We start from the raw sequence: 26,386 nt of genomic DNA, 5'->3' as shown, positions 1-26,386 counted from the left end.
TAGCCTTGTCAGGTGCGTATAGCGAGGTTCTCCACAGGCGAAGGCGTGTCGTTCGGCGTGGTCGAGGGCGGTCCGGGTGAGGAGTTCATCTCCGGCATCTCCGGCCATCCGTTCGGCCAGGTGCAGTTCACCGGCGAGCGGTTCCCGCTGTCCCAAGTGAAGCTGCTGGCCCCGATGCTGCCGAGCAAGGTGGTCGCCATCGGCAGAAACTACGCCGAGCACGCGGCTGAGATGGGCAACGAGGTGCCCGAGGAGCCGCTCATCTTCATGAAGCCGTCCACCACGGTGATCGGTCACCGCGAGCACATCGCCTACCCCACGACGCTGTCCGACCGCGTCGACTACGAAGGCGAGCTGGCCGTGGTGATCGGCCGGCTGTGCCGCGAGGTGCCGGTCGAGCGGGTCAAGGACGTCATCTTCGGCTACACCTGCGCCAACGACGTCACCGCGCGCGACCTGCAGAAGAAGGACGTGCAGTTCACCCGGGCCAAGGGGTTCGACACGTTCTGCCCGCTCGGGCCGTGGATCCAGACCGACCTCGACGCCGGCGACCTGGCGCTCACGACCACGGTCAACGGCGAGATCCGCCAGAGCGGGCGCACCAGCCAGCTCATCAACGACATCCCCGCGCTGGTGGCCTACGTCAGCGCCGTCATGACGCTGATCCCCGGCGACGTCATCCTGACCGGCACCCCGGCGGGCGTCGGCCCGCTGGAGATCGGCGACGAGGTCAGCGTCGGCATCGAAGGCATCGGCACACTCACGAACAAGGTGGTCTCCCGTGACTGACGTACGGGTGCGGTTCGCGCCGTCTCCTACCGGCATGTTCCACGTGGGCAGCGCCCGCGCGGCGCTGTTCAACTGGGCTGTCGCCGAGCAGTCCGGCGGGCGGTTCATCCTGCGCATCGAGGACACCGACGCCACGCGCAACCGCCCGGAGTGGACCGAGGGCATCATCTCGGCGCTCGACTGGATCGGCATCAACGGCACCAACGCGGTCTTCGAGGGCCCCTACTTCCAGTCGGCCTACGAGCCGCAGCACCGCGAGGCCGTGGCCAAGCTGCTGGCCGACGGCAAGGCCTACTACTGCGACTGCACGCGCGAGCAGGTCCAGGAGCGCACCGGCTCGAAGGACAAGGGCTACGACGGCCACTGCCGCGAGCGCGGGCTCAGCGCGGGCGCGGTCCGCTTCCGCACGCCCGACGAGGGCGTCACGGTGGTCGACGACGTGATCCGGGGCCGGGTGGAGTTCCCCAACAACGCGCAAGAGGACTTCGTCATCGCGCGCAGCGACGGCTCGCCCCTCTACGTGCTGGCCAACGCCGTCGACGACATCACGCAGGGCGTCACCCACGTGGCCCGCGGCGAGGAGCACCTGCCCAACGCCGTCCGCCAGGAGCTGCTCTGGCCCGCGCTGGGCGCGCGGCCGCCGGTCTGGGCGCACCTGCCGGTGATCGTCAACGAGCAGCGGAAGAAGCTCTCCAAGCGCCGCGACAAGGTGGCGCTGGAGGACTACCGCGAGGAGGGCTACCTCCCCGAGGCGATGGTCAACTACCTCATGCTGCTCGGCTGGGGCCCGGGCGAGGACCGCGAGATCATGCCGTGGTCGGAGATGGTCCCGCTGTTCAGGCTGGAGGACGTCAACCCGTCCAACGCCTTCTTCGACGAGAAGAAGCTGCGCGCGTTCAACGGCGAGTACATCCGGGCCCTGCCGCTGGAGACGTTCGAGGAGCGCTGCGCGCCCTACCTCGACCCGGCCTGGGACCGCGAGCTGTTCAGCAAGGTCGCGTCGCTGGCCCAGACCCGCATCGCGGTGCTGTCCGAGATCCGGCAGAACGTCGACTTCCTCTTCCTCGAAGAGCCGGTCTTCGACCAGGTGTCGTGGGACAAGGCGATGAAGAGCTCCGCCGAGGAGATCCTCACCGGCTATCTCGACCGCCTGGAGTCGGTGAGCTGGGACCCCGAGTCGCTAAAGCAGGCGCTGGAGGAGGTCGGCACGGCTCACGGACTCAAGCTCGGCAAGGCCCAGGCCCCCGTGCGCGTGGCGGTCACCGGCCGGACGGTGGGTCTGCCGCTGTTCGAGTCGATCGAGGTGCTCGGTCGCGAGCGGACCCAGGAGCGTCTGCGCGCCGCGCTAGCGCGCCTGCGAGGCTGATCGAGGCTCCCGCGGCCATCGACAGCCACACCCCGGTGACACCGAGCCACGAGCTCAGCAGATAGGCGAGGGGCAGTTGCACGGCGAAGCCCGCCAGCGTGGCGGCGAGCAGGCGGCTGCCCCTTCCGCTTGCCTGGAGCACGCCGCCCACGGCGATCAGCCCGCCGAACGGCACCAGATACAACGTCATCCACCGCAGGAATCCCACCGCCACCTCGGGATCGGCGGTGAACAACCCGGCGACGGGCGTCGCGGCCACGTTGAGCACGATCGCCACCACCGCGCCTGACCCGAGCCCGAGCCAGAGCGGCGACCCGGCGCTCTCCGAGCGGGCGGTACGGATCATCGCCGCCTGCCGCAGCGCGTAGAAGACCATGACGCCGGCCAGCATGATCTTCTGCCCGATCCCGTAGCCGGCCACCTCCGCCGTCCCGAACCCGGCCACGATCTCCACCAGGGCCATGCCCACCAGCGAACGTGCCAGGAAATCTCCGGACATCGGGAGCCCTGTCCGGATCACCGTGCCCGCGACCAGTCCCCGGCCGGGGGAGCGGAGCCGGACGACGGACAGCAGGGCGATCAGCAGCGTGATCAGCCGCGCCAGCACCGTGGCCAGCGCGGCGCCCTGGACGCCCAGATCGAGGCCGTAGATGAACAGCGGGTCGAGAGCGATCACCAGGCCGTTGCAGATGAGCGCGTTGCGCATGGGCGTCGTGGTGTTCCCCAGGCCCTTCAGGATGCCGTCCACGACCGTCTGGGCGAAGAAGACCGGCAGGCCCGCGAGCGAGATCAGGAAGAAGTCCGCGGTCAGCGCGGGGGAGTCGGTGAACAGGGCCGCCAGCGGCTCGCGCAGCAGCACGCCGGGCACGGCGATGGCGAGCGAGAACGCCGCCCACAGCGCCCAGCCCGTCCTGATCACGGGGGCCAGCGGCGCGGTGCCGTCACGTCGCCCGATCAGCACGGTGATCCCCGTGGGGACCGCCAGGAACAGGCCGTAGGCCAGGTATTCGGCCGTGGTGCCCACCGTGACCGCCGCGATCGCCGCCGCGCCGAGCCCGGAGACCCAGAACAGGTCGATCACGCCGACCGCGACCACGGCGGTGAGCAGTTCCACGTAGATGGGCAGCGCCAACCGGAGCATCGCTATTACCTCGTTTCGATATACAACGTTTAGAGGTATAGCGTTACGATGCATCCCATGGCAAGCGGCGGTGACCTGAGCCTCACCATCCTGGGATTTCTGAACGAGCGGCCGATGCACGGCTACGAGCTCAAGTCGCGCCTGACCGCGCTCACCGGCCACCTCCGGCCGGTGAGCGACGGCGCGCTCTATCCCGCCATCTCCAGACTTGAGGCGAAAGGGCTGGTCGAGCGGCATGAGGAGGCGGGGGCGGCCGCCGCGCGCCGCCTGGTGCTGACGATCACCGAGTCGGGGCGGGAGGAGCTGCTCCGGCGGCTGCGCGAGCCCGCGGATCTGGACGTCAGCGACCAGACGAGGTTCTTCGCGCTCCTGACGTTCCTGTCGGCGCTGCCCGACCCCGCCGACCAGGCGAAGGTGCTCGCCCGCCGGCTGGCCTTCCTGGAGGCTCCCGCGAGCTTCTTCTACGAGGGCGGCAAGCCGGTCAGGGCCAAGGACGAGCCCGACCCCTACCGCCGGGGCATGCTGCTGATCGCCCGCGCGTCGAGCCAGGCCGAGCGCGAATGGCTGCGCGGGCGGATCGAGGAGCTGGAGCGGCCGCGATAGCTCCGCGAAGTTTCCAGGTGGAACGGATCGGCCCGGGCCGTGGCTGACCTGGATCAGCCACGGCCCGGGCCGCGCGGCGTCGCTGACCTGGGTCAGCCACGGCACGGTTCGCGCGGCGGTTCAGCCGCGGGCGCCTCCGCGCCGGATCAGTCGAGGCCGCGGCGGGTGAGCAGCGGCTGGATGCTGGGCTCGCGCCCGCGGAAGTTGCGGAACGCGGTCAGCGGGTCGAGGCTCCCGCCGCGCGAGAGCAGCTCCTGGCGGAAGTGGTCGCCGTTGGCCCTGGTGAGGCCGCCGTTCTCCTTGAACCACTCCACGCTCTCCGCGTCGAGCACCTCGCTCCAGATGTAGGAGTAGTAGCCGGCGCTGTAGCCGCCCGCGAAGATGTGCGCGAAGTAGTTGGTCCGGTAGCGCGGCCTGACCTGCGGGACGGCGATCTGGGCGGCTTCCAGGGCCGCCGACTCGAACGCCTCGGCGTCGGCCACCGTCTCCCCGGGCGCGAGCTTGTGCCAGGCCCAGTCGAGCAGCGTGGCGGACAGATATTCGACGGTCTTGAAGCCCTGGTTGAACTTCTCCGACGCCGTCAGCTTCTCCACCAGCTCGACCGGCATCGGCTCGCCCGTCTCGTGGTGCTTGGCGTAGTTGGCCAGCACCTCGGGCCAGGTCGCCCACATCTCGTTGACCTGCGACGGGTATTCGACGAAGTCACGCGGCACGCTGGTGCCCGACACCCGCGGGAAGCGCACCTGCGAGAACAGGCCGTGCAGCGCGTGCCCGAACTCGTGGAAGGCCGTGTTCACCTCGTCGTACGTCAGCAGCGTCGGGCCCGAGGCGGGCTTGGTGACGTTGAGGTTGTTCATCACCACGGGGAGCTGGCCGAACAGGAACGACTGGTCGACCAGGTTGTTCATCCACGCGCCGCCGCGCTTGGTCTCCCGCGCGTACGGGTCGAGCACGAACAGCCCGAGCCGGCTCCCGTCCTCGTTGAACACCTCGAACACCGTCACGTCAGGGTGATATCCACCCAGGTCGGGCCGCTCGGTGAAGGTCACGCCGTACAGCTTGGTCGCCGCGAAGAACACGCCGTCCCGGTAGACGCGGTTGAGCTCGAAGTAGGGCCGCATCGCGGCGCCGTCGAACTCGTAGCGGGCCTGGCGCACCTTCTCCGAGTAGTAGGACCAGTCCCACGGCTCGATCTCGAACCCGGCCTGCTCCGCCAGCGCCTCGGCCTCCTTGCCCGCGTTGCGCACGGCCGGGCCGACGAGCTGGCCGAGCATCTCCTCGACCGCCTCCACGGTCTTGGCGGTCTGGTCGGCCACCGAGTAGGCGGCGTGGCTGGGGAACCCGAGCAGCGCCGCCCGCTCGGCCCGCAGCGCCGCCATCCTGGCGGCCAGCTGGAAGTTGCCCGGTGCCCGGCCGACGCTCAGCTCGTAGAGCCTGCGCCGCACGTCGCGGTCGGTGAGCTGGGCCAGGCCGGGCTGGGCGGTGAAGTTCAGCAGCGGCAGGACGTATTTGCCGTCCTTGCGCAGCGACTCGACCTTGGCCTCGTCGAAGCCGTCGAGCTCCTTGGGGTCCTCGACCACCAGGGCGGACTCGGTCGAGGCCTTCAGCAGGCTCTGGGCGAACTCCGTCGAGAGCTTGGACAGCTCCTCGTTGAGCTCGCGCAGCCGGCCCTGGTCCGGCTCCGACAGGTCGGCGCCCGCCCTGATGAAGTCGTCGCGGTATTTCTCCAGCAGCCAGGACTCCTCGGCGTCCGCCGTGGTGATCTGCTTGATCCGCGCCCACAGCGCCCTGTTGAGCCGGATCGCGTCGCTGTGCCTGGTCAGCTCGGGAGAGATCTGCTTCTCGATCTCCATGATGCCGTCGGTGGAGTTGGACGCGGCGACGCTGAAGAAGACCGTGGCCGTCCGGTCGAGGATCTGTCCCGATCGCTCGAGTGCGGCGATCGTGTTGTCGAAGGTCGGCGGCTCTGTGCTGCCCGCGATCGCGTCGACCTCGGCCAGTTGCTCGGCCATGCCGCGCTCGAACGCGGGCAGGTAGTGCTCCTCGCGTACGTCCGCGAACGGCGGCAACTGGTACGGCAGATTGCTAGGGGCGAAGAACGGATTCTCGGCCAACGCTCGGGCTCCTCCACGTGGTGTTTTGTCCCCCTCAGCTTGGCACGGCCGGGCCCGTGCTGTGGGCGGCCGGGGACCCGGTCTGCCAAACGTTTTGGTCTTACCCCCCGAGCTGGGCTATTCTTTCGGACGTCGCCAACGCGCACCTCAAGGGGTTCGCAGCGATGGGGTATGGTGTAATTGGCAGCACGACTGATTCTGGTTCAGTTAGTCTAGGTTCGAGTCCTGGTACCCCAGCATTTAACGGATGTCTCCATCGAGAGACGTCCGTTGTTTTATTGTGCGAGCCCGTGAAGGATGTCCCTGATCTGGGCGTACGCCTTGATTGTCGGCGCGTGCGGCGAATCCACCGTGAACACCGTGAAGCGGTTGCCCGGGGTGGTCTCGTCCGCGTCCCTGATCATCCGGTCCTGCAGCGCGAGCGGGATCGCCCGGTCGCGCGCATGCCTGATGTACACCCGTGGCACCCGCCCCCACGCCTCCTTGCGCCCGCGCGCGTCGGCGCCCGACACCTGCATGCTCTCGTCCGGCAGGAGCCCGTTGAGCATGGCCAGGAACTCGCCCTCGCCCGCCTCCGCCATGAACGCCGCCTTGGCCGCCGACAGGAACTTCCTGTCGTTGGTCCGCCAGTTGATCCGCATCGCCCCGATCACCGCCGGGTCGGCGATGACGCCCTCCACCAGGCCCGGCGCGAGGCTCTCGCGTCCTTCGGGCGTCTGAAGGTAGTCGGCCGGGGAGCGCAGCTTCGTGCAGCAGAACGCCGTGTCGTACACCAGCCGGTCGATCAGGTCGGGCACCTCGTCGGCCGCCTTCGTGATCGCCGCGCCGCCCAGGCTGCCGCCCACCAGGATCACCGGGCCGTACCCGGAGACCTTGCGGACGACGTCCACCGTGGCCTCGACGTAGTCGTCCAGCGTCACCCCGGCCACCGCCGACGGGATCGTGGCCAGCTTCGCCAGGTCCTGGGGGGCCTGGTAGGCGTGGTGGAACTGCGCGGCGGGGCCGTGCCCCGGGAGCTCCACGCCCAGGGTGCGGTGGCCGCGCAGGGTCAGGCCCGGATCGCCGGCGGCCACGCCGTTCGAGCCGGTCACGAAGACGTAGGTGGTCACCTTCTTGGGCTTGCCGGTGGTCGAGGCCGTGCCGGCGCCGGCGCCGGCCACGGCGGCGAGCTGGAACATCGTTCTCCTGGTCGTTTCGGTCATACCCCGATGCTCGCCCAGCTCAGAGCCCCGCCACATCGCCCGGCCGGCTCTCCGTACGGCTGACCCCCACCATCCACCGATCGGCTGATGCCCTGTTGCCCTCGTCCCCTCTGCGGCAGCCGGCCTTGCCCGAGGGACCGTACCGAGCTCCATCCCGCCCGGGGATCTTTGCCGGCCCCCGGCGGAGACGTGTCAGGGTGGAACCCATGAGCTGGCTCGACGGACGCGAGCGCTGGGTCTACCTGGCGCTCGCCTACGGACTGCTCGCCGTCTCCGTGACCGCGGCGGCGCTCGCGGGCGCGCCCGAGGACAGCGGCCCGTGGACGCTCGCGCGCCGGCTCGCGGGACCGGCGCCGGCCTGGCTGGCGGGGACGGGCCCGCGGGCGGACGCCGCCGGGTGGCCGGCCCTGGCGCTGGCCGCCGCGCTGTGGCTGGCGCCCATCGCCTGGCTGCACCCGCGCCGCGACACCCACCGCGCGCTCGTCGTGGCGCACTTCGTGGTCCTCATCGCCCTCGCCGGCGCGCTGGCGCTCAAGAGCACGGCGTTCGTCGTGTTCATCTCGGCCGGCTATCCGATCGCCATCGCCCTGCTCCCCGCCCGGCTGATCATGGCGGGCGTGACGCTCACCGCCCTCGCCAACGTGGCGGTCCAGGCCGGCCCGGGCACCCAGGCCACCCTCCTCGCCGTGATCGCCGGCGTGGCCGTGCCCCTGGTGGTGGCCGGCTGGTACGTCTCCGCCGAGCACGACAAGCGCCGCCGCCTGGTCGAGCGGCTGCGTGCCGCCATGGCCGAGAACGCCGGCCTGCACGCCAGGCTCCTCGACCAGGCCAGGCGGGCAGGCGTGCTCGACGAGCGGCACCGGATGGCCGGCGAGATCCACGACACGGTCGCGCAGGATCTCGTCGCGCTGATCGGCCAGCTCAACGCCGCCGACCGGGCGTCCCAGGAGACCGCCCGCCGCCGCCACCTCGGCCAGGCCGCCGAGCTCGCCCGCCGGAGCCTGGCGGAGGCCCGCAGATCCGTACGCGCGCTGCGGCCCGAGCCGCTGGAGGACGCCCGCCTGCCCGAGGCCGTCAGCCGGATGGCCCGCTCATGGTCGGAGACGGCCGGTGTCCGGCTCACCGTGGAGATCACCGGCACCCCCGTCGCCCTGGCCCCGGACGTGGAGACCACCCTGTTCCGCGTCGCGCAGGAGTCGCTCGCCAACGTCGCCAAGCACGCCAAGGCCTCCAGGGCGGTCCTCACTCTCTCCTACGCGGACGAAACCGTTCTCCTCGACATCCGGGACGACGGACTCGGTTTCGCCCCGCAGCGGCCGGTTGACGGCTTCGGCCTGGACGGCATGCGGCAACGGGTGCGCGGCGTGGGAGGCACCCTGGCGATCGAGTCCGAGCCCGGCCAGGGCACGGCGATCGCCGCCGCCGTCCCCGCCATCCCCGCGGAGGACGCGCCCGCCGCCGAGGACGCCATTCCGCCGGCCGGACGCGCGGACGACGACCCCGGACGTGATCGGTGAGACCCTGAAGGCAGGCGATCGACCGGCGGGAGGGGGAGCGATGCGGCTCAGGCTGCTGATAGCCGACGATCACCCCATCGTGCGCGACGGGCTGCGCGCGGCTCTAGGGAGCGAGGCCGACTTCGAGATCGTCGGAGAGGCGGCCGACGGGGCGCAGGCCGTACGCCTGGCCGCCGAGCTCCACCCCGACATCGTCCTGATGGACCTGCGCATGCCCGGCATGGGCGGCGTCAGCGCGATCCGCGAGCTGAGCGGCACCGGGCCGAGGGTGCTGGTGCTCACCACGTTCGACACCGACGTGCTGCCGGCGCTCGAAGCGGGAGCCAGCGGCTACCTGCTGAAGGACGCACCCCCGGAGGAGCTCGTCCGGGCCGTCCGCGCCACCCACCGGGGCGAGACCGTGCTGGCTCCGGCCGTGGCCACCCGCCTGGCCGACCACCTCCGCAAACCCGCCAGGGGGCAGCTGAGCAGGCGCGAGCTGGAGGTCCTGCGCCTGGTGGCCGGGGGAGCGACCAACCGGGAAGCGGCGGCCGGCCTGTTCATCAGCGAGGCCAGCGTCAAGACGCACCTGCTGCACATCTACGCCAAGCTCGGCGTCCGCGACCGCGCCGCCGCCGTGGGCGAGGCCTACCGGCGCGGCCTGATCGACTGACGATCCCGGGACCGCGAGCCGCCCGCGCCGTACGCCTGGAGGGACGGGCACTCGCGGCCACCTCGGTGGAGCCCGGCGGGTGGGTGCGGGTAGAGTCCGCCCGACTTATGGATGAGTTTCGTATTCGCGCGGGCAGTTTCCCGCGCTTCGCCGCACCGTTCGCCGCCCCGCTCGGCCTCCTCTTCGTCGCGTGCCTCCTCCTGGGCGCGATCCTCACCAACAGCACCCCGCTCGGCATCCTCACCGGCGCGCTGGCCACCGCCGCGATGCTCGCCGTCCTCGCGGTCAAGCACCGCCGCCTCGTCTCGGGCACCGTCGTCCGCTTCTCCGCCGACGGGGTCGAGCTCACCGACTCGTACGGCTTCCGCGTCCGGCTCCGCTGGCCGGACATCACCAGGATCGACGTCGTGAACACCCGGCTCGCGAACCCGAGACGCCTCGGCCGCCCCGGCGGCGTACGGGTGCGGGTGCAGGCGCTGCCCTCGGCCGGGCTCGTCGGCTGGGGCGAGCGGACCGTGCCGCCCCGCATCCCGGGCTGGATGCGGGAGCGCCTGGCCCGCGCGCCGGTGGACCCGGCCACGGGCCGCCCCGAGGTGGCGATCCCGCTCGGCGAGTTCGACGCCCTGTGGGAACGCGGCCCGATGGGCGCCTGGGTTCGCCGCCACAGGCCCGATCTGATGGGCGGATAAGCGGTTTGGTTGTGGTCTGCGGGGTGCGGTAGAGTAACCAGCGTCGCCGGGGGAAATCCCCGGCACAGCAGCTTGTGGACAGGGTCCCGTCGTCTAGTGGCCCAGGACGCCGCCCTCTCAAGGCGGTAGCGCCGGTTCGAATCCGGTCGGGACTACCACTGTCACAAGCCCGCGAAGGTCCCGTCGTCTAGTGGCCCAGGACGCCGCCCTCTCAAGGCGGTAGCGCCGGTTCGAATCCGGTCGGGACTACGTCTTCACTTCCGCTCCGGTGCTTCCAGCCCGGAGCGTTTCGCGTTTTCCGAGCGGTTGACGACGTTCCCGTGATTCACCGGCCGGATTTACTCGACGATGCCCGGTGAACTTTCCGGATCGCCGGCGCGAAGAGACGCGAAAGCCCTCGCCGGACTTCCGGCGAGGGCTTTCGCGGACATCACGCCGAGCGGGCCTTGAAGAGCGCGCGCCGCGCCGCCTTGCCCACCTGCTTGTCCGGGTGCACCTGCGAGATCAGATCCAGCAGCTCCTCCACATGCGCGTGCGGGATCTTCCAGATCACCTCCAGCAGGCTGTTGACCATGTCGGGCCCGATGTCCTGAAGGCTGCTCACGAACTCCGACCGACCCAGCCCGGCCGAGATCGTCCACATGTCCAGGATCAGCCAGTGGGTGTCGTCCTGGGTGGGCTCGGGCGCTCCCTCGATCTCCAGCTGGCTCAGGTGCGTGGCCGCGTAGGGCCGCAGGGACGGCTGTTTGAGCGCCGCCTGCCAGGCCGGGATCGCCGCCTGCCCCAGCGTGCCGACCACGCTGGCCGCCTGCACCCTGATCAGCGCGTCGCTCTCGTCTTCGGCGGCCGCCTCCAGCAGCTCCTCCGCCGCCTTCTCCGGCTCGCGCAGCCGCATCCAGGCCGCGAACTCGGCGTCGGCCTCGTCCTCCGGCAGCTCGGCGCTGAGCGCAAGCAGCTCGTGGGCGCTCATCGACTCGATCGCGGGCCTGGCGTCCACCTCGATGTCGGCGTCGTCCACCAGGTGGACCACGCCCTCGGTGCCGAGCGGCGTGAGGCTGAGGGTCCGGCCGTCGGTCTCGACCATGCCGTAGCCGGTCAGCCAGTCGATCGCGGAGGCCAGCGGGTCGCCCGCCGCCTCCCACGCGTCGGAGCCCAGCTCGTCGAGGTCGGCGGCGGCCTCGGCCAGCTCCTGCGCCAGCTCGTCGATGTCGCGCGAGCCGCCGCCCAGCAACAGGCGCACGAGGACGCCGCGGGTCAGCCCCGCGAGGGCCATCGTGAGGTCGTCGTCGGCCAGCTCGGGGTCGCCGTAGTCGACCGAGTGCAGCCCGAGCATCCAGGCGTCGAGCACGTCCTCGTCGTCGTCGAACGGCCACTCGGACGTGTCGTCCTGCACGGCCACGGTGTTGGCGTCGCCCGGTTCGAGGAACTCCAGGTCGACGGCCAGGTTCCAGACGTTCCAGAGCTGCGGGACGGCCTCGGCGACCGGGCCGTCGGTCTCCGGCCTGGGCAGCCCGACGGCGACCAGAGCCTCCTCGACCTCGGCGTCGGTGAGCAGGGTGTCCTCGCCCACCCGGCGGCCGGAGCCGACCCACAGGGCCAGATCGCGGGCCTTGGCGACCAGCGGCACCGCGCGGGCGGCCGCGGCCAGCTCCGAGTCGGGCCGCAGCCTGATCGTGTCGAGCTCGGCCAGCTCGTCCGCGAACGGCTCGAAATCGCCGAGGTCGCCTGCCTCCTCATCGTCATCGTCGCCTTCGGAGTCCTCCAGCAGGTCCTCCATGAGATCGACGAACTCGTCTTCGACGTCGTCGAGCTCGGCCTGCAGATCGGCGAGGGAGTCCGAGCCCTCGGCCAGCCTGCCGGTCTGCGAGAGGAACGTCAGGTACGCGTCCACGGCCGGGAGCATCCCGTCCGCGGCGGCGTCGGGATCCTCCACGACCTTGGGCATCCGGTCGAGCAGCAGGTTACGCAGGTCGGCGCGCTTCCACGTGCCGAGGTCCTGCGAGAAGGCGAGACGGTGCCACAGAGCGGCGGGCCCCACGAGCTCGGGGTCGCTTCCGGGCGCGTTCACACGCGCCCACATGATGAACTCTTCGAGCAGGGGTCGCAGCTCAGTGGCGGCTACCTCGATGCGATCTGTCACGCACTCAGGCTAGTGCGCCCGCGAGGCAGTCGGCTCCCGAAATACATCCTTTTGCTGATCATGACGTACGTCGCATGGCTTCAGTGATGCGTTCGGCGGCCGCCATCACGGGCACCGCGTGCAGCCGACCAGGCGCCCTGGTCAGGCGCTCGATGGGTCCCGAGACGGAAACCGCCGCGATGACCTTGCCGCCGCTGCCCCTTATGGGAGCGGAAACACTGGCCACCCCCTGCTCGCGCTCTCCGACGCTGTGGGCCCAGCCCCTGCGTCGTACGGAGGCCAGAGTGGCGGCGGTGAACTTGGCGCCGCGCAACCCCCTGTGCAGTCTGTCGGGCTCCTCCCACGCCAGCAGGATCTGCGCCGCCGAGCCCGCCCCCATGGGCAGCGCCGAACCCACGGGAACCGTGTCGCGCAAACCGCTCGCCCGCTCCGCCGCCGCCACACAGACCCGCTCGTCACCTTGGCGCCGGTAGAGTTGGGCACTCTCCCCAGTCAGATCCCGCAGCTGCATCAAAACGGGCGAGGCCACCGCCAGCAGCCGGTCCTCGCCGGCCGCGGTGGACAACTCGGAGAGCCTCGGTCCCAAGACGAACCTGCCCTGTGTGTCACGGCTCACGATGCGGTGATGCTCCAACGCCACGGCCAGCCGATGGGCCGTGGGGCGGGCCAGGCCGGTGGCCTGGACGAGCTGCGCCAGTGAAGCGGGCCCCGCTTCGAGGGCATTGAGTACAAGAACGGCCTTGTCGAGTACTCCGACTCCGCTAGAGTTGTCCATAGACCGATACTGCCGTCTCGACATATGAGAAAGCAAGTCGGCGGCGAATCTCAAGGAGGAGATCATGGGCCGCACACTGGCCGAGAAGGTCTGGGAGCAACACGTAGTCCGGCGTGCCGAGGGCGAGCCGGATCTGCTCTATATCGACCTGCACCTCATCCACGAGGTGACCAGCCCGCAGGCGTTCGACGGGCTCCGTCTCGCCGGCCGGAAGGTTCGGCGGCCCGATCTCACGATCGCCACGGAAGACCACAACGTCCCGACCGTGCTCGGCCCGATCTCCGACCCCGTGTCCAAGACGCAGGTCGAGACGCTGCGCAAGAACGCGGCCGAGTTCGGCATCAGGCTCCATCCCATGGGTGACGCCGGGCAGGGCGTGGTGCACATCATCGGCCCGCAGTTCGGCCTGACCCAGCCGGGCATGACGATCGTCTGCGGCGACTCCCACACCTCGACGCACGGCGCGTTCGGCGGCATCGCGTTCGGCATCGGCACCTCCGAGGTCGAGCACGTGCTGGCCACGCAGACGCTGCCCGCCTACCGGCCGAAGACGATGGCCATCGAGGTCTCCGGCGAGCTGCCCGCGGGCGTCACGGCCAAGGACCTGATCCTGGCCATCATCGCCAAGATCGGCACCGGCGGCGGCCAGGGCTACATCGTCGAGTACCGCGGCGAGGCCGTGCGCAAGCTCTCCATGGAGGGCCGCATGACGGTCTGCAACATGTCGATCGAGGCGGGTGCCCGCGCCGGCATGATCGCGCCGGACGAGACCACGTTCGACTACCTCAAGGGCCGCCCGCACGCGCCCGAGGGCGCGGCCTGGGACCAGGCCGTCGAATACTGGAAGTCGCTGCGCACCGACGACGACGCCGTGTTCGACGCGGTCGTGGAGATCGACGCCACGACGCTGACCCCGTACGTCACGTGGGGCACCAACCCGGGCCAGGGCCTGCCGCTGGGCGAGACCGTGCCCAGCCCCGAGTCCTTCGCCGACCCGGTCGCCCGCTCGGCCGCCGAGCGCGCGCTGGAGTACATGGGCCTGACCGCCGGCACGCCGCTGCGCGAGATCGAGGTCGACACGGTGTTCGTCGGCTCGTGCACCAACGGCCGCATCGAGGACCTGCGCTCGGCCGCCGAGATCCTGCGTGGCCGCCAGGTGAAGACGCGCACGCTGATCGTGCCGGGCTCGATGCTGGTCAAGCTGCAGGCCGAGCAGGAGGGCCTGCACGAGGTGTTCAAGGCCGCCGGCGCCGAGTGGCGCGAGGCCGGCTGCTCGATGTGTCTCGGCATGAACCCGGACACGCTGCAGCCCGGCGAGCGCAGCGCCTCCACCTCCAACCGCAACTTCGAGGGCCGCCAGGGCAAGGGTGGCCGCACCCACCTGGTGTCGCCGCAGGTCGCCGCCGCGACCGCCGTCACGGGCCGCCTGACCGCCCCCGCCGACCTGTAAGGAGCAGAACCGATGGAAGCCTTCACCACCCACACCGGTACGGCGGTGCCGCTGCGCCGCAGCAACGTCGACACCGACCAGATCATCCCGGCCGTCTGGCTCAAGCAGGTCAGCCGCACCGGCTTCGAGAAGGGCCTGTTCGCGGCCTGGCGCGAGGACCCGACGTTCGTGCTGAACGACCCGTCGTACGAGGGCGGCTCGATCCTGGTCTCCGGTCCCGACTTCGGCACCGGCTCCTCGCGCGAGCACGCCGTCTGGGCGCTGCAGCAGTACGGGTTCCGCGTCGTGATCGCCGCCAGGTTCGGCGACATCTTCCGCAACAACTCCACGAAGATGGGCCTGCTGCCGGTCATCCTGCCGGGCGACAAGGTCGAGGCCCTGCAGTCGGCCGTCGAGGCGGACCCGAAGCTGGAGATCACCGTTGACCTGGAGCGGCGCCAGGTGCGCTGGGCGGACGAGAGCGTCGCCTTCGAGATCGACGACTACACCCGCTGGCGGCTCATGGAGGGCCTCGACGACATCGGGCTGACCCTGCGTCATGCCGACGATGTGGCGTCGTACGAGAATGGTCGGCAGCCATGGCTGCCGACGACCGTCTAGAGGACGACGAACTGGCGCGGCGGTTGCGCGAGGCGCACCGCCGCGTCCGCATGCTCTCCACCAGTGCGAACGCGACCGAAAGGGAGCGGCTGGCCCGCCGCTACCTCACCATCTGCGACCTGGCGAAGCGGGATCCGGAAAGGGCGGCCGCCCGTCTGGAGGCGTTTCTGGCCTCCCTCGGCGACGCCGCCGACACGCCACGCAATGAAGAAAACACGCTCGGTGATTGAGTTCCCCTGCAATCCCGCCTACTTTCGAGCGCGTAAGGGGTTTCTACGTCGAACTCGTGAGCTGGAACCCCGAGCCGTAACTGGGGGAGCAGGACTTTCATGAACAAGCGAGAACTCGTCGAGGCCATCGCGGATCGGGTGGGCGACAGGAAGACGGCCACCGAGGCCGTCAACGCGGTCATCGACGCCATCCAAAAGGCCGTGGCCGCCGGCGACAAGGTCTCGATCACGGGCTTCGGCGCGTTCGAGATGGTGAACAAGCCCGCCCGCACGGCCAGGAATCCGTCGACCGGCGCGGAAATCAAGGTCGCGGAGAGCTGGGGGCCCAAGTTCCGTCCCGGCTCCGATTTCAAAGAGCTGGTGAACGAGGGCGGCAAGAAAATCGGAAAGAAGAAGTAAACCCAGCGGACCACCACGCCCGGGCCGAGGGGCCCGGGCTTCCGCATTTACTGCGGGGGCACCGGGAAAGTCGAGAGCGTGATGTAGGAGATTTCCGCGCCTGACATCGCGAGGTTGACCCGTTGCCCCGAGCGCAGCAGCCGCAGCGGCCCCGCGTCGAAGGCGGGAGCGCCGAACTCCAGCACGGTCCCGTCGTCGAGGAAGACCGTGCCCGAGCGAGTGGCCTCGTCGAAGCTGCGTACCGTCGCCTGCACGCACACCAGCCTAGGGTGGCCGCGACCAGCGGTCCACAGCCACCCCGCCACCGGCCTCAGGCGCCGGTCTTACCTGCCGGTCGCCCATACCGGCCTCAGGCGCCGGTCTCACGGGCGGGCCAGAGCTCCGCGACCACCGCCGCGGTGTGCCGGCCCAGGCCGAGCGCGATGGCCGCGCGCAGGTCGTCGGGGGTGTCCACGTCCCGCCGCACCGAGTCGACGCCCGGCACGCACAGCTCCTTGGCCCCGCCCGCCAGATGCTTGGCCCGCGACTCGCCCCCGAACCTGGGCGTGAACGGCGTCCCAGGACGCACCCCGTAGAAGGTCGTCCCGACGTCGAGCGCGTCCGGCAGGAATGACTGGTCGAACTCGGCCGCCGCCTCCAGCGCCACCGCCAGCTCCGCGGGCCGCAGGGCGGGCAGATCGGCCTGCAGCGCGCCCACCCCGTCGCCTGGCGCCAGGCGTCCGGCATGGGCGGCGCCCGCGCGCAGCGCCGTGTTCAGCCCGCGGTCCGGGTCGGGCACCACGTCGGCGCCCAGCGCGCCCAGAGGACCCGCCGCGGCCGGATCGGCCGTCACCACGATCACCCGGGCGACCACGGGGCAGGAGAGTGCCGCCGCCACGGTGTCACTCGCCACCGCGACGGCGAACTTCGTGCGATGCGGACCCGTCGCGTCGGCCAGCCGGGTCTTCGCCGCGACCAGCGTCTTCACCGGAATGACCAGTGACCAGCGGATGCTCATACGCTTAAGCATCGCGCCTCGACATCCCAGGCGGCCAACCGGGAGACTTGGGGCGCATACCGGAGGAGGAGATCATGAGCCGGCCCACGCGACCATCGCGTTTCTGGGAGAGCTTGGCAGTAGTGATCGTGAAACCGCTGTCCCGGCTCCTGGTCCGTCGTGACTGGCGCGGGGGTGAGCGCATCCCGCGCACCGGGGGCGTGATCATCGCAGCCAACCACCTCTCCTGGACCGACCCGGTCCTGCTCTCGCACTTCCTCTACAACAACGGCCGCTGGCCGGTAATCCTGGCGAAGTCGGCTCTGTTCAGAGTGCCGCTCCTCGGCCGGGCCGTGACCGGCCTGCTGGCCATCCCGGTCGACCGGGGCAGCAGCGAGGCGGCGAGGTCGCTGCGCGCGTCGGCCCAGCGGCTGGCGGACGGCGCCGCGATCCTGTTCTACCCGGAGGGCACCTGCACGCGTGACCCCGATCTGTGGCCCATGGTGGGCAAGACCGGCGCGGCCCGGCTGGCGCTGGAGAGCGGCGCCCCGGTGATCCCGGTGGCCCACTGGGGGGCGCAGGAGCTGCTTCCGTACGGGGAGAAGCGGCCCAGGCCGTTCCCGCGCAAGACGTTCCGGGTGAGCGTGGGGCCGCCGGTGGACCTGGCGAAGTTCGCGGGCAAGGAGCCGCACGCCGACGTGCTGCGCGACGCCACGGCGGTCATCATGGCGGCCATCACCGCACAGCTCGCCGAGCTCCGTGGTGAGAAGGCGCCCGCGACCCCGTACGATCCAGCCGGGAGGTGACGACATGACCAAGGTGGCCGTTTTCGGCACGGGCTCGTGGGGCACCACGTTCGCCATGATCCTGGCCGAGGCCGGCAATCAGGTCACGTTGTGGGGGCGCAGGCGCGAGCTGACCGAGGCGATCGACCGCGAGCACGTGAACGCCGACTACCTGCCCGGGGTGACCCTGCCGGAGACGTTGCGCGCCACGAGCGACCCCGCGCGGGCGCTCGACGGGGCCGATTTCGTGGTGCTCGCGGTGCCCTCCCAGCTCCTGCGGCCCAACCTGGTCGCCTGGCGCGAGCACATCCCGCCGGACGCGGTCCTGGTCAGCCTGATGAAGGGCGTCGAGCTGGGCACGACCAAGCGGATGAGCGAGGTGATCCGCGAGGTCGCCGAGGTCCCCGAAGAACGCGTGGCCGTCGTGTCGGGCCCCAATCTGGCCAAGGAGCTCGCCCACCGCCAGCCCGCCGCCACGGTCGTGGCCTGCACGGACCTGTCGGTCGCCGAGCGCCTCCAGGCCGCCTGCCACCTGCCTCCGTGGTTCCGCCCCTACACCAACACCGACGTCGTCGGCGTCGAGCTGGGCGGCGCGGTGAAGAACGTCATCGCGCTGGCCGTGGGCGTCTCCGCAGGCATGGGCATGGGCGACAACGTCAGCGCCATGCTCATCACCAGAGGGCTGGCCGAGATCTCCCGGCTGGGCGCCGCGCTCGGGGCCGACCCGCACACCTTCGCCGGGCTGGCCGGCATGGGCGACCTGGTGGCCACGTGCACGTCGCCGCTGTCGCGCAACCGCACGTTCGGCGAGAACCTGGGCAGGGGCATGACCCTGCAAGAGGTGATCGCGGCCACCAAGCAGACCGCCGAGGGCGTGAAGTCCTGCGAGTCCGTGCTGGAGCTGGCCAGGAAGCACGACGTGGAGATGCCGATCACCGAGGTCGTCGTCGGGGTCGTCCACGACGGCATGTCGCCCCAGGAGGCCGGGATGCTGCTCATGTCCCGCTCGCCGAAGCCGGAGCGCTACGGAGTGTGAAAAGACCTGACTACGGCGTGCTTGGCTCGCTGTGACCGGGACACCCCGGTAGATTCGGACACCATGAGCAAGCCACGCGTCGCCGTCGTCTTCGGAGGCCGAAATTCTGAGCATGCCGTGTCCCTCATGGGCGCGGGCAGCGTGCTGGACGCCATCGACAGGAGCAAGTACGAGGTGATCCCCATCGGGATCGCCCAGGACGGCAGATGGGTGCTGGCGGCCTCCGGCCAGAGCTACGCCATCGAGGGCGGTGAGCTGCCCGTCGTCGAGACCACGGGAGCGGCGCTGGCGCTGCCCTCCGGCGGCGGCTCGCTGGTGGCCTACGACCCCGGCAGCATCCCCGTGGAGCTCGGCTCGGTGGACGTCGTGTTCCCCGTGATGCACGGCCCGTACGCGGAGGACGGCACCATCCAGGGCCTGCTGGAGATGGCCGGGGTGCGTTACGTCGGCTCCGGCGTGCTGGCCAGCGCGGTGGGCATGGACAAGGCGTACATGAAGACCGTACTCGCCGCCGCCGGGCTGCCGACCGGCCGTTACGTCGTCGTACGCGACCGTGACTGGCGGCTCGACCGCGAGCGCGTGCTCAAGGAGGCCGAGGAGCTCGGCTACCCGCTGTTCGTCAAGCCCGCCAGGGCCGGCTCCTCGCAGGGCATCTCCAAGGCCGCCGACCGGGCCGAGCTGGAGGCTGCGGTGGAGTTCGCCCGGCAGCACGACCCCAAGGTGCTGATCGAGGAGGCGATCGCGGGGCGCGAGATCGAGTGCGCCGTGCTGGAGTCGCCCGGCGACGAGCCCGCCGCCGCGTCGCTGCCCGGTGAGGTGAAGGTCGAGGGCGGGCAGGAGTTCTTCGACTTCGAGGCGAAGTACTACCCGGACCAGATGTCGCTGACCGTGCCCGCCGACCTCCCGGAGGAGACGGCCGAGGAGCTGCGGGCGCTGGCGGTGCGCGCGTTCGAGGCGCTCGACTGCGAGGGGCTCTCGCGGGTCGACTTCTTCTACACGCCCGGCGGCGAGCTGATACTCAACGAGATCAACACCATGCCGGGGTTCACCTCGCTGTCGGTGGCGCCGCAGCTCTGGGCCGCCTCGGGGCTGTCCTATCCGGCGCTGGTCGACCGGCTCATCCAGCTCGCCCTGGCCCGGCCGGTGGGCCTGCGTTGACCGGGAGCCTCAGCGGGGCGGCGCGGCGATCTGGCCGACCGGCTTCGACAGGTCCGCGAGCACCTCGGCGGCCACGTGCTCGCCGCCGATCGTGACCTCCACGTAAGCGGTGTCCGTCACAGCGGTGAACAGCGCGGGCTTGTCCGGATCGGCGAACCAGCCCACGCCGCCGATCTCCTGGAGCTGGTCGGTGGGCGCCATCCGGACCGGCCGGGGCACGCCGCAGCGCAGCGCGATGGTCCCGGGGCCCCAGACGGCGACGTACGGGGACTCCGGCGTGGAGCCGCCGCGCTGCTCGCCGTCGAGCGTACCGGGCAGCACGGTGGCCAGCTTGTCGCAGGCGGCCACCGCGTCGCCCTGCGGCTCGGGCGGATCGACCTGCACGGTGCCGCCACAACCGGCGAGTGCCAGGAGAACGAGCAGGACGGCGGCGGCACGCATGCGGCGACTACCTTCAAATGTGGACGATGGGACACGTAAGCGTACGCGTGATCCCATCGACCGCCTGAATCTGCGCGACGACGAGCTTGCCCAGCTCATCCACGTTGTTGGCCTCCGCGCGCACGATCACGTCGTAAGGCCCCGTCACGTCTTCCGCCTGAGTGACCCCGGGAATCCCGGAAATCTCGCGCGCCACGGCAGCGGCCTTGCCGACCTCGGTCTGAATAAGGATGTAGGCCTGCACCATTACGTCCTCCCGGGCGATTGGATCACGCCGAAGGGCCACCGTACCCTGTGTGCGTCAGGAGGTGCGTCATCACAGTCGGAGATCTCGGCGAGTTCGGAGTGGTAAATCGTATTACCGGACGTCTGCCCCAAGGCGCGGCGGTAATGCTCGGTCCGGGGGATGACGCCGCCATGGTCGGCGTGCCGGACGGGCGTGTCGTGGTCTCAACGGACTTGCTGCTGGAGGGTAGGCACTTCCGCCGCGATTGGTCCAGCGGCTATGACGTGGGCCGCAAGGCCGCCGCCCAGAACCTCGCGGACGTCGCCGCCATGGGGGCCGTGCCGACGGCCATCGTGGTCGGGCTGGGGATCCCCGCGGATCTGCCCCTGGAGTGGCTCGACGCCCTGACCGACGGGTTCGGGGACGAGTGCGCGACGGTCGGGGCGAGCGTGGCGGGTGGTGACGTGACCCGCTGTGACCTGGTCGTGCTCGGCGTGACCGCGCTGGGCGATCTCGCCGGGCGGGATCCCGTGACGCGTTCGGGCGCCAGGCCCGGCCAGGTGGTGGCGGTGTCGGGGCGGCTAGGATACGCCGCCGCCGGCTGGGCGCTGCTGGAGGCGGGCGCGCCGCAGGATTCTCCCGCGCTCCAGGAGGCCGTGGCCGGGCATCGCCGGCCGTGTCCTCCGTACGCGATGGGCCCGCAGGCGGCCGAGCTGGGCGCGAGCGCGATGCTGGACGTCAGCGACGGCCTGCTGCAGGACCTCGGCCACATCGCGGCGGCGAGCGGCGTACGCGTCGAGGTGGACCCGCAGGCGTTCACCGTGGGGGAGCCCGTGGCGGCGGCGGCCAAGGAGCTGGGAACCGACCCGCTGGAGTGGGTGCTCACCGGGGGCGAGGATCACGCGCTCGCGGCGGTGTTCCCCGCGAATGTACGGCTGCCGGCGACGTGGCAGGTCGTGGGCCGGGTGGTCGAGGGTGACGGCGTCCTGGTTTATGGCCGTGAGATTGGACAACCCGGATGGGATCACTTTCGGTGATGAGTTGTCCCGATTTGAGTTATATTTTCCGGATTTGTGGTGTGACTACGGGGATTGCTGTGACAAGGGTGTAGCGAAGGTGTTATGAAGATTGGCGGCCACTGTAACCGCGAGAAAGGGCAGCCATGGGCCGCCACGGACCAGGTGGATCCGACGACGGGGATGAACGGGGGGACAGCAGCGCTTTTTGGGGTCCTGACGAGCAGGCCGATGCGCCCGGCTGGCCTTCGCTGCCGGACCAGCCTGAGGTGACGGGCCAGTGGGCTCCCATGCCCCGGCGAGGAGACGGGCCGCCGCCGCGCGGGCCGCAGTCGGAGCCGTACGAGACCACCGGCGCGTTCGCGCTCCCCAACGACGCCGCCTCCGGATTTCCACCGCCCGGTGACGCCGGCCCTGGTGCCTTCCCGCAGAACCGCATGGGGGAGGAGGCCGGGCCGTTCGAGACGACGGGCGCCTTCGTCCGCCCTCCCGAGTGGGACCAGCCTCCCGGCCAGCCGAACCCCGGTGCGCCACGTGGCCTCTTCGACGCGGCGGGCCCGGCGGGGCCCGGACAGCCGGGCTCTTTCGGCGGCCGGCCGGCCGGAGGCCCGGGGTCTTTCGGCGAAACGGCCGAGCGCTCGCCGTTCTTCGACGGCCAGGCGGACAACTCGGGACCCTTCGCCGCTCAACCCGGCCCTCAGCCGCCTTTCGACGGCCGGCCCGGCCCTCGCGCGCCCTTCGACGACCAGCCAGGACACTCCGCGCCCTTCGACGGCCAGCCCGTCCATCAAGGGCCTTTCAACGGTCCCCCTGGCGGCCCGCAGCCCTTCGACGGCCAGCCCGGCCGCCCGGGAGCCTTCGACGGCCGGCCCGGTCATCCGGGAGCCTTCGACGGACAGCCGGGACCCTTCGACGGCCAGCCCGACCGTCCGGCCTTCGACGGCCGTCCCGACCGTGCAGGGCCATTCGACGGGCCGTTCGACGGGCCCTCTGACGGGCCTGGCGCTCCTTTCGACGGGCCGGCCGACCGTACCGCCAGATTCGACGTCCCCTCGGGCCCCAACCCCGTGTACGGCGGCCCGCCGGAGCCGGGTGACGTCAAGGTCGCCGGCGAGCCGACGGCGGTCCACACCCCCGCCTGGGCGAGCGCCGAGACCGGTTTCCTCGACTCCGGCTGGTCCACCGACTCCGGCATCGACGAGCCGGACGAGCCCAAGGGCCGCCGGGGCCGCCGCAAGTCGGCGAGGAACGACGACGAGCTGCTCGCCGCCGCCCCCGCGGGCGCCGGCAAGGGCCGCGTGGCGCTGCTGTCCGTCGCCGCCGTCGCCGTCGTGCTCGGCGGCACCGTGGCGGGCGTCAAGTTCATGAGCTCCTCCGGCGACCCGGCCGAGTGCACGGGTACGAGCTGCGCCGCCGTACAGGCGACCGCCCAGCCGAGCACCGAGGTCTCCGACCCGTCGGCGGCCCAGCCCGAGGACGAGCCGGAAGAGGAGCCGTCGGAGGAGGCCGAGGACGCCGACGCGGCTCCGACGCCGACGCCGACCACCACGTACGCGGCCCGCACGCCCCGCCGCAGCGCGACGCCCACCCCCACGCCCACCAAGACGAGGGTGAAGCAGTCGGCCAAGCCCACCAAGGAGCCGACCGCCCCGCCGCCCGCCGAGGAGAGCGTGTCGGAGACCCCGACCCAGGAGGCGTCGACGCTCGACGACGACGACACCGGCGTCGCACCGACCATCACCGCGGCCCCCACCAGCACGGCGACCACCGAGTCCGGGACGGGCAACGCCGGCGGCCAGTCGGTGAGCGTCCGCCAGGCCATCAAGCAGCGCGTGGCCACCTACGCGGCCACCGTGCAGCTCTCGAACACCTCCCGGGTGACGCTCCAGAGCCCCACGGTCTCGCTGCCCGTGGACGGCCGGGTCATGAACGTGAGCGGCGCCGAATGGACGCAGGACGGCGACCTGCTGATCCTGGACGTGGAGACCCTGGCGGCCGGAGAGTCGGTCGACGTCACCTTCACCGCCACGGGCCGGGGCTCCAAGGCCGAGAACTGCGGCATGGTCAGTGGGGAGTGCGCCATCAGCTGAGTGGTTGGATGGGGGATATGACGGCTTTGACCCCTCCTTGCGTGCTGACCGTCGCCGGCTCCGACTCTGGCGGCGGCGCGGGCATTCAGGCTGATCTGAAGACCATGATGGCCCTGGGCGTCCACGGCATGAGCGTCATCGCCGCGGTGACGGCCCAGAACTCGCTCGGCGTCCAGGGCTACTGGGAGCTGCCGCCCGAGGCCGTGCGCGCCCAGCTCGACGCGGTGCTCGGCGACATCGGCGCGCGGGCGGTGAAGACCGGCATGCTCGCCTCGCCGGTGCTGGTGGAGACCGTGGCCGACGCGCTCGCCTCCTACGACGCTCCCGTGGTGGTGGATCCCGTCGGGGTGTCGAAGCACGGGGACGCGCTGCTCGCGCCCGAGGCCGTGGAGACGATGCGGACGCGGCTGCTGCCCTTGGCCACCGTGGTGACCCCGAACCTGTGGGAGGTGGAGCAGCTCACCTCCGTCAAGGTGGAGGACGAGAGCGGGCTGCGGGGCGCGGCGGAGGCCGTGCTGGAGCTGGGGCCCGCCTGGGCGCTGATCAAGGGCGGTCACCTGCCCGGCGCCCCGGTCGACCTGCTCACGGACGGCACGAACGAATACCGCTTCGCCGCGGAGCGCCTCGACAACCGCCACACCCACGGCACGGGCTGCACGCTGGCCTCGGCGATCGCCTCCCGCCTGGCGCTGGGCGACGACGTCCCCGAGGCGGTGGGCAAGGCCAAGGAGTACGTGACGGGGGCGATCGCCCGCGGCTTCCCCCTGGGCGCCGGCATCGGCCCGGTGGACCACGCCTGGCGCTGGCGCTGACCCGGCACGCCGAACACCCGCCATCATGCGGGCCGCGGGCATGCCGAAACGCCCGCCATCGTGCGGGCCCCCGGGGTATGCCGGAACGCCCGCCGCCGAGCGGGCCCGGACATGACGAACGCCCGCCGCTCCAGCAGGAGTGGCGGGCGTTCGCGGAAGTCAGAACTAGCGGGTGACCTTGCCCGCCTTGATGCACGAGGTGCAGACGTTCAGCTTCTTCGGCGTGCCGCCGATGACCGCGCGAACCGTCTGGATGTTGGGGTTCCAACGACGGCGGGTCCGGCGGTGAGAGTGGGACACGTTGTTGCCGAAAGTCGGCCCCTTGCGGCAGACATCGCAGACGGAAGCCACGGTATCGCTCCTTAAAACAGTCGATATAGCCCTGTCCGCTGATGCTTTCCGGGCGGAGGGCATGCCGGGACAACCGGCCAGCCAGACGAGAATATCCGATCCACACCGATGGGCGCGAACCGGGAGCGCTGGACGGGGCCCCGCGCGGCGATATCCTCCACCAACAACCGTAGCGCACTCGGGGAGGTCGGAGCGCGTAGATGAGGATCCTCGACCCACCCGCCGTCCGCCGCTGGGCCCGCCTGGCCGCCGACGCGCTCGGTCAGGCCAGGACGGAGATCGACGCGATCAACGTGTTTCCCGTGGCAGACGGCGACACCGGCACCAACCTGCACCTGACCATGCTGTCCGCCGCCGAGGCCGTCGAGGCGCTGCCGGAGGACGTGGACGCGGCCATGGTGTGGCAGACGCTCTCGTACGGCGCCCTGATGGGGGCGCGCGGAAACTCGGGGGTGATCGTCAGCCAGGCGCTGCGCGGCATGGCCGAGGTGCTGAAGGACGGCTCGGACCTGCGGGCGGGGCTGCTCAGGGCGGCCATGCTGGCCAGGGAGGCCGTGGCCAGGCCGGTGGAGGGCACGGTGCTGAGCGTGCTGGAGTCGGCCGCCAGGGCCGTACAGGACGTTGAAGGCGATCTGAACGAGGTGGCGCGGCAGGCGGCGGGGGAGGCGCGGGCGGCGCTGCGGCGTACGCCGGACCAGCTTGAGGTGCTGGCCCGCAGCGGCGTGGTGGACGCGGGCGGCGCGGGGGCGGCGATCGTGCTCGAAACCCTGGCCTCCGTGATCACCGACTCCTACACCGACCACTACGAGGTGCCCGCCCCGACCTCGCGCGTCTCGCCGATGACCGAGGTCGGGGCCGGCTACGAGGTCATGTACCTGCTGGACGCCGACGAGGGCGCGGTGGCCGGGCTGCGCGCGGAGCTCGACGCCATGGGCGACTCGCTCGTCGTGATCGGCGGCGAGGGGCTGTGGAACGTGCACGTCCACGTGCCCGAAGCGGGCCCCGCCGTGGAGGCCGGGCTGCGGGCGGGCCGTCCCCACCGGATCAGGATCACGTACCTGGCGGAACGGACACATCGCGGCAGCGAGGGCAGGGGCGTCGTGGCGGTCGCCGCCGGGGACGGGATCGCGGCGCTGTTCGAGGAGTGCGGCGCGGTCGTGGTGCGGCGCGCACCCGGCACCAGGCCCACGATCCCCGCCCTGCTCGCGGCGATCAGGGAGGCGGGCAGCGAGGTCGCGGTCCTGCCGAACGACGACGGCGTCAGAGCGGTGGCCGCCGCGGCGGCGGAGATCGCCCGCGAGGACGGGGTCGCGGTCAGCGTGCTGCCCACGAAGGCGACCGTGCAGGGGCTGGCCGCGCTGGCCGTGCACGATCCGCTGCGCCGCTTCGACGACGACGTGGTGGCGATGACCGACGCGGCGGGCCACACGCGGTGCGGGCATCTGGCGGTGGCCGGCCAGGAGGCGGTCACGAGCGCGGGGGTGTGCCGTCGTGGTGACGTGCTGGGGCTGATCGACGGGGACGTCGCGGTGATCGGCGACTCGCTCGGGAGCGTGGCGGCGACGGTCGTGGACCGGATGGTGGCGGGCGGCGGCGAGCTGGTGACCCTGGTCACGGGCGCGGAGGCGCCGCCGGGGCTGGCCGGCCAGGTCGAGGAGCACCTGAAACGGACGCGCCCGGACGTGGACCTGGTCGTGTACGACGGCGAGCAGGGCGGCTACCCGCTCCTGATCGGCGTGGAGTGAGGCAGGCAGGGCGGCTCCGTTCCTGATCGGCGCGGGGTGCGGCGGGCAGGCGTGCGGCCGGGCCGGGCGGCGCGAGGGTGGCC

Annotated in this window: 27 protein-coding genes and 3 tRNA genes; 20 read left to right on the top strand and 10 right to left on the bottom strand. The window is 71.2% G+C overall.

Translation table 11 applies throughout. The features are described 5' to 3' along the window. Positions 1–12 precede the first annotated feature (12 nt). A complete protein-coding gene (locus ETD85_RS34335; RefSeq protein WP_138693978.1) occupies positions 13–789 on the top strand; it encodes a fumarylacetoacetate hydrolase family protein in 777 nt (258 codons plus the stop codon). Then, the gene (gene gltX, locus ETD85_RS34330) at positions 782–2,155 is read left to right on the top strand and encodes a glutamate--tRNA ligase (protein ID WP_138693977.1); all 1,374 of its coding nucleotides are present in this window, start codon (positions 782–784) and stop codon (positions 2,153–2,155) included. Before ETD85_RS34335 ends, gltX begins: the two co-directional genes overlap by 8 nt. Here gltX and ETD85_RS34325 read toward each other — a convergent pair. Next, entirely contained in the window at positions 2,049–3,296 is a 1,248-nt protein-coding gene (locus ETD85_RS34325) for an MATE family efflux transporter (RefSeq protein WP_170246986.1), read from the bottom strand. The genes gltX and ETD85_RS34325 overlap by 107 nt on opposite strands. A gap of 57 nt (positions 3,297–3,353) precedes the next feature. On the opposite strand from ETD85_RS34325, the gene ETD85_RS34320 reads away from it, so the two are divergent. Then, a complete protein-coding gene (locus ETD85_RS34320; RefSeq protein ID WP_138693975.1) occupies positions 3,354–3,899 on the top strand; it encodes a PadR family transcriptional regulator in 546 nt (181 codons plus the stop codon). A gap of 146 nt (positions 3,900–4,045) precedes the next feature. Here ETD85_RS34320 and ETD85_RS34315 read toward each other — a convergent pair whose 3' ends face one another. Continuing rightward, on the bottom strand, positions 4,046–6,013 hold the full coding sequence (locus tag ETD85_RS34315; protein ID WP_138693974.1) for a M3 family metallopeptidase: 1,968 nt from the start codon (positions 6,011–6,013) through the stop codon (positions 4,046–4,048). A 165-nt stretch (positions 6,014–6,178) separates the two neighbouring features. Here ETD85_RS34315 and ETD85_RS34310 point away from each other — a divergent pair. Next, positions 6,179–6,250: transfer RNA gene (locus tag ETD85_RS34310), tRNA-Gln, on the top strand. Positions 6,251–6,288: 38 nt separating this feature from the next. On the opposite strand, the gene ETD85_RS34305 is transcribed toward ETD85_RS34310, so the two are convergent. Further along, the gene (locus ETD85_RS34305; RefSeq protein WP_240779614.1) at positions 6,289–7,215 is read right to left on the bottom strand and encodes an alpha/beta fold hydrolase; all 927 of its coding nucleotides are present in this window, start codon (positions 7,213–7,215) and stop codon (positions 6,289–6,291) included. Between the two features lie 206 nt (positions 7,216–7,421). On the opposite strand from ETD85_RS34305, the gene ETD85_RS34300 reads away from it, so the two are divergent. From ETD85_RS34300 to ETD85_RS34280, 5 genes are all read left to right on the top strand, one after another. Then, entirely contained in the window at positions 7,422–8,732 is a 1,311-nt protein-coding gene (locus ETD85_RS34300; RefSeq protein ID WP_138693973.1) for a sensor histidine kinase, read from the top strand. 40 nt (positions 8,733–8,772) lie between these two features. Then, a complete protein-coding gene (locus tag ETD85_RS34295) occupies positions 8,773–9,384 on the top strand; it encodes a response regulator (RefSeq protein ID WP_138693972.1) in 612 nt (203 codons plus the stop codon). A 107-nt stretch (positions 9,385–9,491) separates the two neighbouring features. Next, on the top strand, positions 9,492–10,073 hold the full coding sequence (locus ETD85_RS34290; protein ID WP_138693971.1) for a hypothetical protein: 582 nt from the start codon (positions 9,492–9,494) through the stop codon (positions 10,071–10,073). Between the two features lie 82 nt (positions 10,074–10,155). Then, positions 10,156–10,231, top strand: a tRNA-Glu gene (locus ETD85_RS34285). Positions 10,232–10,249: 18 nt separating this feature from the next. Then, positions 10,250–10,322, top strand: a tRNA-Glu gene (locus ETD85_RS34280). A 181-nt stretch (positions 10,323–10,503) separates the two neighbouring features. On the opposite strand, the gene ETD85_RS34275 is transcribed toward ETD85_RS34280, so the two are convergent. Then, positions 10,504–12,213, bottom strand: coding sequence for a hypothetical protein (locus tag ETD85_RS34275; protein WP_138693970.1), 1,710 nt, complete (start codon positions 12,211–12,213; stop codon positions 10,504–10,506). 58 nt (positions 12,214–12,271) lie between these two features. Next, a complete protein-coding gene (locus tag ETD85_RS34270) occupies positions 12,272–12,988 on the bottom strand; it encodes an IclR family transcriptional regulator (RefSeq protein ID WP_138693969.1) in 717 nt (238 codons plus the stop codon). A 64-nt stretch (positions 12,989–13,052) separates the two neighbouring features. Here ETD85_RS34270 and leuC point away from each other — a divergent pair, with 64 nt between their 5' ends. From leuC to ETD85_RS34250, 4 genes are all read left to right on the top strand, one after another. Next, positions 13,053–14,438 carry a 3-isopropylmalate dehydratase large subunit gene (gene leuC / locus ETD85_RS34265; RefSeq protein ID WP_138693968.1) on the top strand — a complete coding sequence of 462 codons (1,386 nt, stop codon included), beginning with the start codon at positions 13,053–13,055 and terminating at the stop codon, positions 14,436–14,438. A gap of 12 nt (positions 14,439–14,450) precedes the next feature. Beyond that, the gene (gene leuD / locus ETD85_RS34260; protein ID WP_138693967.1) at positions 14,451–15,038 is read left to right on the top strand and encodes a 3-isopropylmalate dehydratase small subunit; all 588 of its coding nucleotides are present in this window, start codon (positions 14,451–14,453) and stop codon (positions 15,036–15,038) included. Continuing rightward, positions 15,017–15,268 (top strand): SCO5555 family protein, encoded by a 252-nt coding sequence (locus tag ETD85_RS34255; protein ID WP_138693966.1) that lies wholly within the window; start codon positions 15,017–15,019, stop codon positions 15,266–15,268. The genes leuD and ETD85_RS34255 overlap by 22 nt, the downstream gene beginning before the upstream one ends. A 99-nt stretch (positions 15,269–15,367) precedes the next feature. Continuing rightward, complete coding sequence (locus ETD85_RS34250; protein WP_138693965.1) at positions 15,368–15,667, top strand: HU family DNA-binding protein; 300 nt, start codon at positions 15,368–15,370, stop codon at positions 15,665–15,667. Positions 15,668–15,714: 47 nt separating this feature from the next. Here ETD85_RS34250 and ETD85_RS34245 read toward each other — a convergent pair whose 3' ends face one another. After that, positions 15,715–15,921 (bottom strand): hypothetical protein, encoded by a 207-nt coding sequence (locus ETD85_RS34245; RefSeq protein WP_138693964.1) that lies wholly within the window; start codon positions 15,919–15,921, stop codon positions 15,715–15,717. 95 nt (positions 15,922–16,016) lie between these two features. After that, positions 16,017–16,664 carry a 2-phospho-L-lactate guanylyltransferase gene (gene cofC / locus ETD85_RS34240; RefSeq protein WP_138693963.1) on the bottom strand — a complete coding sequence of 216 codons (648 nt, stop codon included), beginning with the start codon at positions 16,662–16,664 and terminating at the stop codon, positions 16,017–16,019. 74 nt (positions 16,665–16,738) lie between these two features. Between cofC and ETD85_RS34235 the strand changes: the two genes are divergently transcribed. The 3 genes from ETD85_RS34235 to ETD85_RS34225 all read left to right on the top strand — a co-directional run bounded on the left by ETD85_RS34235 (position 16,739) and on the right by ETD85_RS34225 (position 19,622). Beyond that, a complete protein-coding gene (locus tag ETD85_RS34235) occupies positions 16,739–17,449 on the top strand; it encodes a lysophospholipid acyltransferase family protein (protein ID WP_138693962.1) in 711 nt (236 codons plus the stop codon). Positions 17,450–17,453: 4 nt separating this feature from the next. After that, positions 17,454–18,464 (top strand): NAD(P)H-dependent glycerol-3-phosphate dehydrogenase, encoded by a 1,011-nt coding sequence (locus ETD85_RS34230; protein ID WP_138693961.1) that lies wholly within the window; start codon positions 17,454–17,456, stop codon positions 18,462–18,464. A 63-nt stretch (positions 18,465–18,527) separates the two neighbouring features. Then, entirely contained in the window at positions 18,528–19,622 is a 1,095-nt protein-coding gene (locus tag ETD85_RS34225) for a D-alanine--D-alanine ligase family protein (RefSeq protein WP_138693960.1), read from the top strand. A 9-nt stretch (positions 19,623–19,631) separates the two neighbouring features. Here the strand turns inward: ETD85_RS34225 and ETD85_RS34220 are convergent, their stop codons facing one another. Both ETD85_RS34220 and ETD85_RS34215 read right to left on the bottom strand, forming a co-directional pair. Then, complete coding sequence (locus ETD85_RS34220) at positions 19,632–20,063, bottom strand: DUF3515 family protein (RefSeq protein WP_138693959.1); 432 nt, start codon at positions 20,061–20,063, stop codon at positions 19,632–19,634. A gap of 13 nt (positions 20,064–20,076) precedes the next feature. After that, the gene (locus ETD85_RS34215; RefSeq protein ID WP_138693958.1) at positions 20,077–20,310 is read right to left on the bottom strand and encodes an Lrp/AsnC family transcriptional regulator; all 234 of its coding nucleotides are present in this window, start codon (positions 20,308–20,310) and stop codon (positions 20,077–20,079) included. Positions 20,311–20,378: 68 nt separating this feature from the next. On the opposite strand from ETD85_RS34215, the gene ETD85_RS34210 reads away from it, so the two are divergent. From ETD85_RS34210 to thiD, 3 genes are all read left to right on the top strand, one after another. Beyond that, on the top strand, positions 20,379–21,326 hold the full coding sequence (locus ETD85_RS34210; protein WP_138693986.1) for a thiamine-phosphate kinase: 948 nt from the start codon (positions 20,379–20,381) through the stop codon (positions 21,324–21,326). 269 nt (positions 21,327–21,595) lie between these two features. After that, on the top strand, positions 21,596–23,395 hold the full coding sequence (locus tag ETD85_RS63485) for a hypothetical protein (protein WP_170246984.1): 1,800 nt from the start codon (positions 21,596–21,598) through the stop codon (positions 23,393–23,395). An 8-nt stretch (positions 23,396–23,403) separates the two neighbouring features. Further along, the gene (gene thiD / locus ETD85_RS34200; RefSeq protein WP_138693957.1) at positions 23,404–24,207 is read left to right on the top strand and encodes a bifunctional hydroxymethylpyrimidine kinase/phosphomethylpyrimidine kinase; all 804 of its coding nucleotides are present in this window, start codon (positions 23,404–23,406) and stop codon (positions 24,205–24,207) included. 165 nt (positions 24,208–24,372) lie between these two features. On the opposite strand, the gene rpmB is transcribed toward thiD, so the two are convergent. Further along, complete coding sequence (gene rpmB, locus ETD85_RS34195) at positions 24,373–24,558, bottom strand: 50S ribosomal protein L28 (protein ID WP_049556934.1); 186 nt, start codon at positions 24,556–24,558, stop codon at positions 24,373–24,375. Positions 24,559–24,758: 200 nt separating this feature from the next. On the opposite strand from rpmB, the gene ETD85_RS34190 reads away from it, so the two are divergent. Then, on the top strand, positions 24,759–26,303 hold the full coding sequence (locus ETD85_RS34190; RefSeq protein WP_138693956.1) for a DAK2 domain-containing protein: 1,545 nt from the start codon (positions 24,759–24,761) through the stop codon (positions 26,301–26,303). Positions 26,304–26,386 lie beyond the last annotated feature (83 nt).

The sequence above is a fragment of the Nonomuraea zeae genome, from assembly GCF_005889725.1.
GTDB lineage: Bacteria > Actinomycetota > Actinomycetes > Streptosporangiales > Streptosporangiaceae > Nonomuraea > Nonomuraea zeae.
Note: the sequence above shows the minus strand (reverse complement) of the source record. Positions and strands in the feature narration are given on the sequence as shown.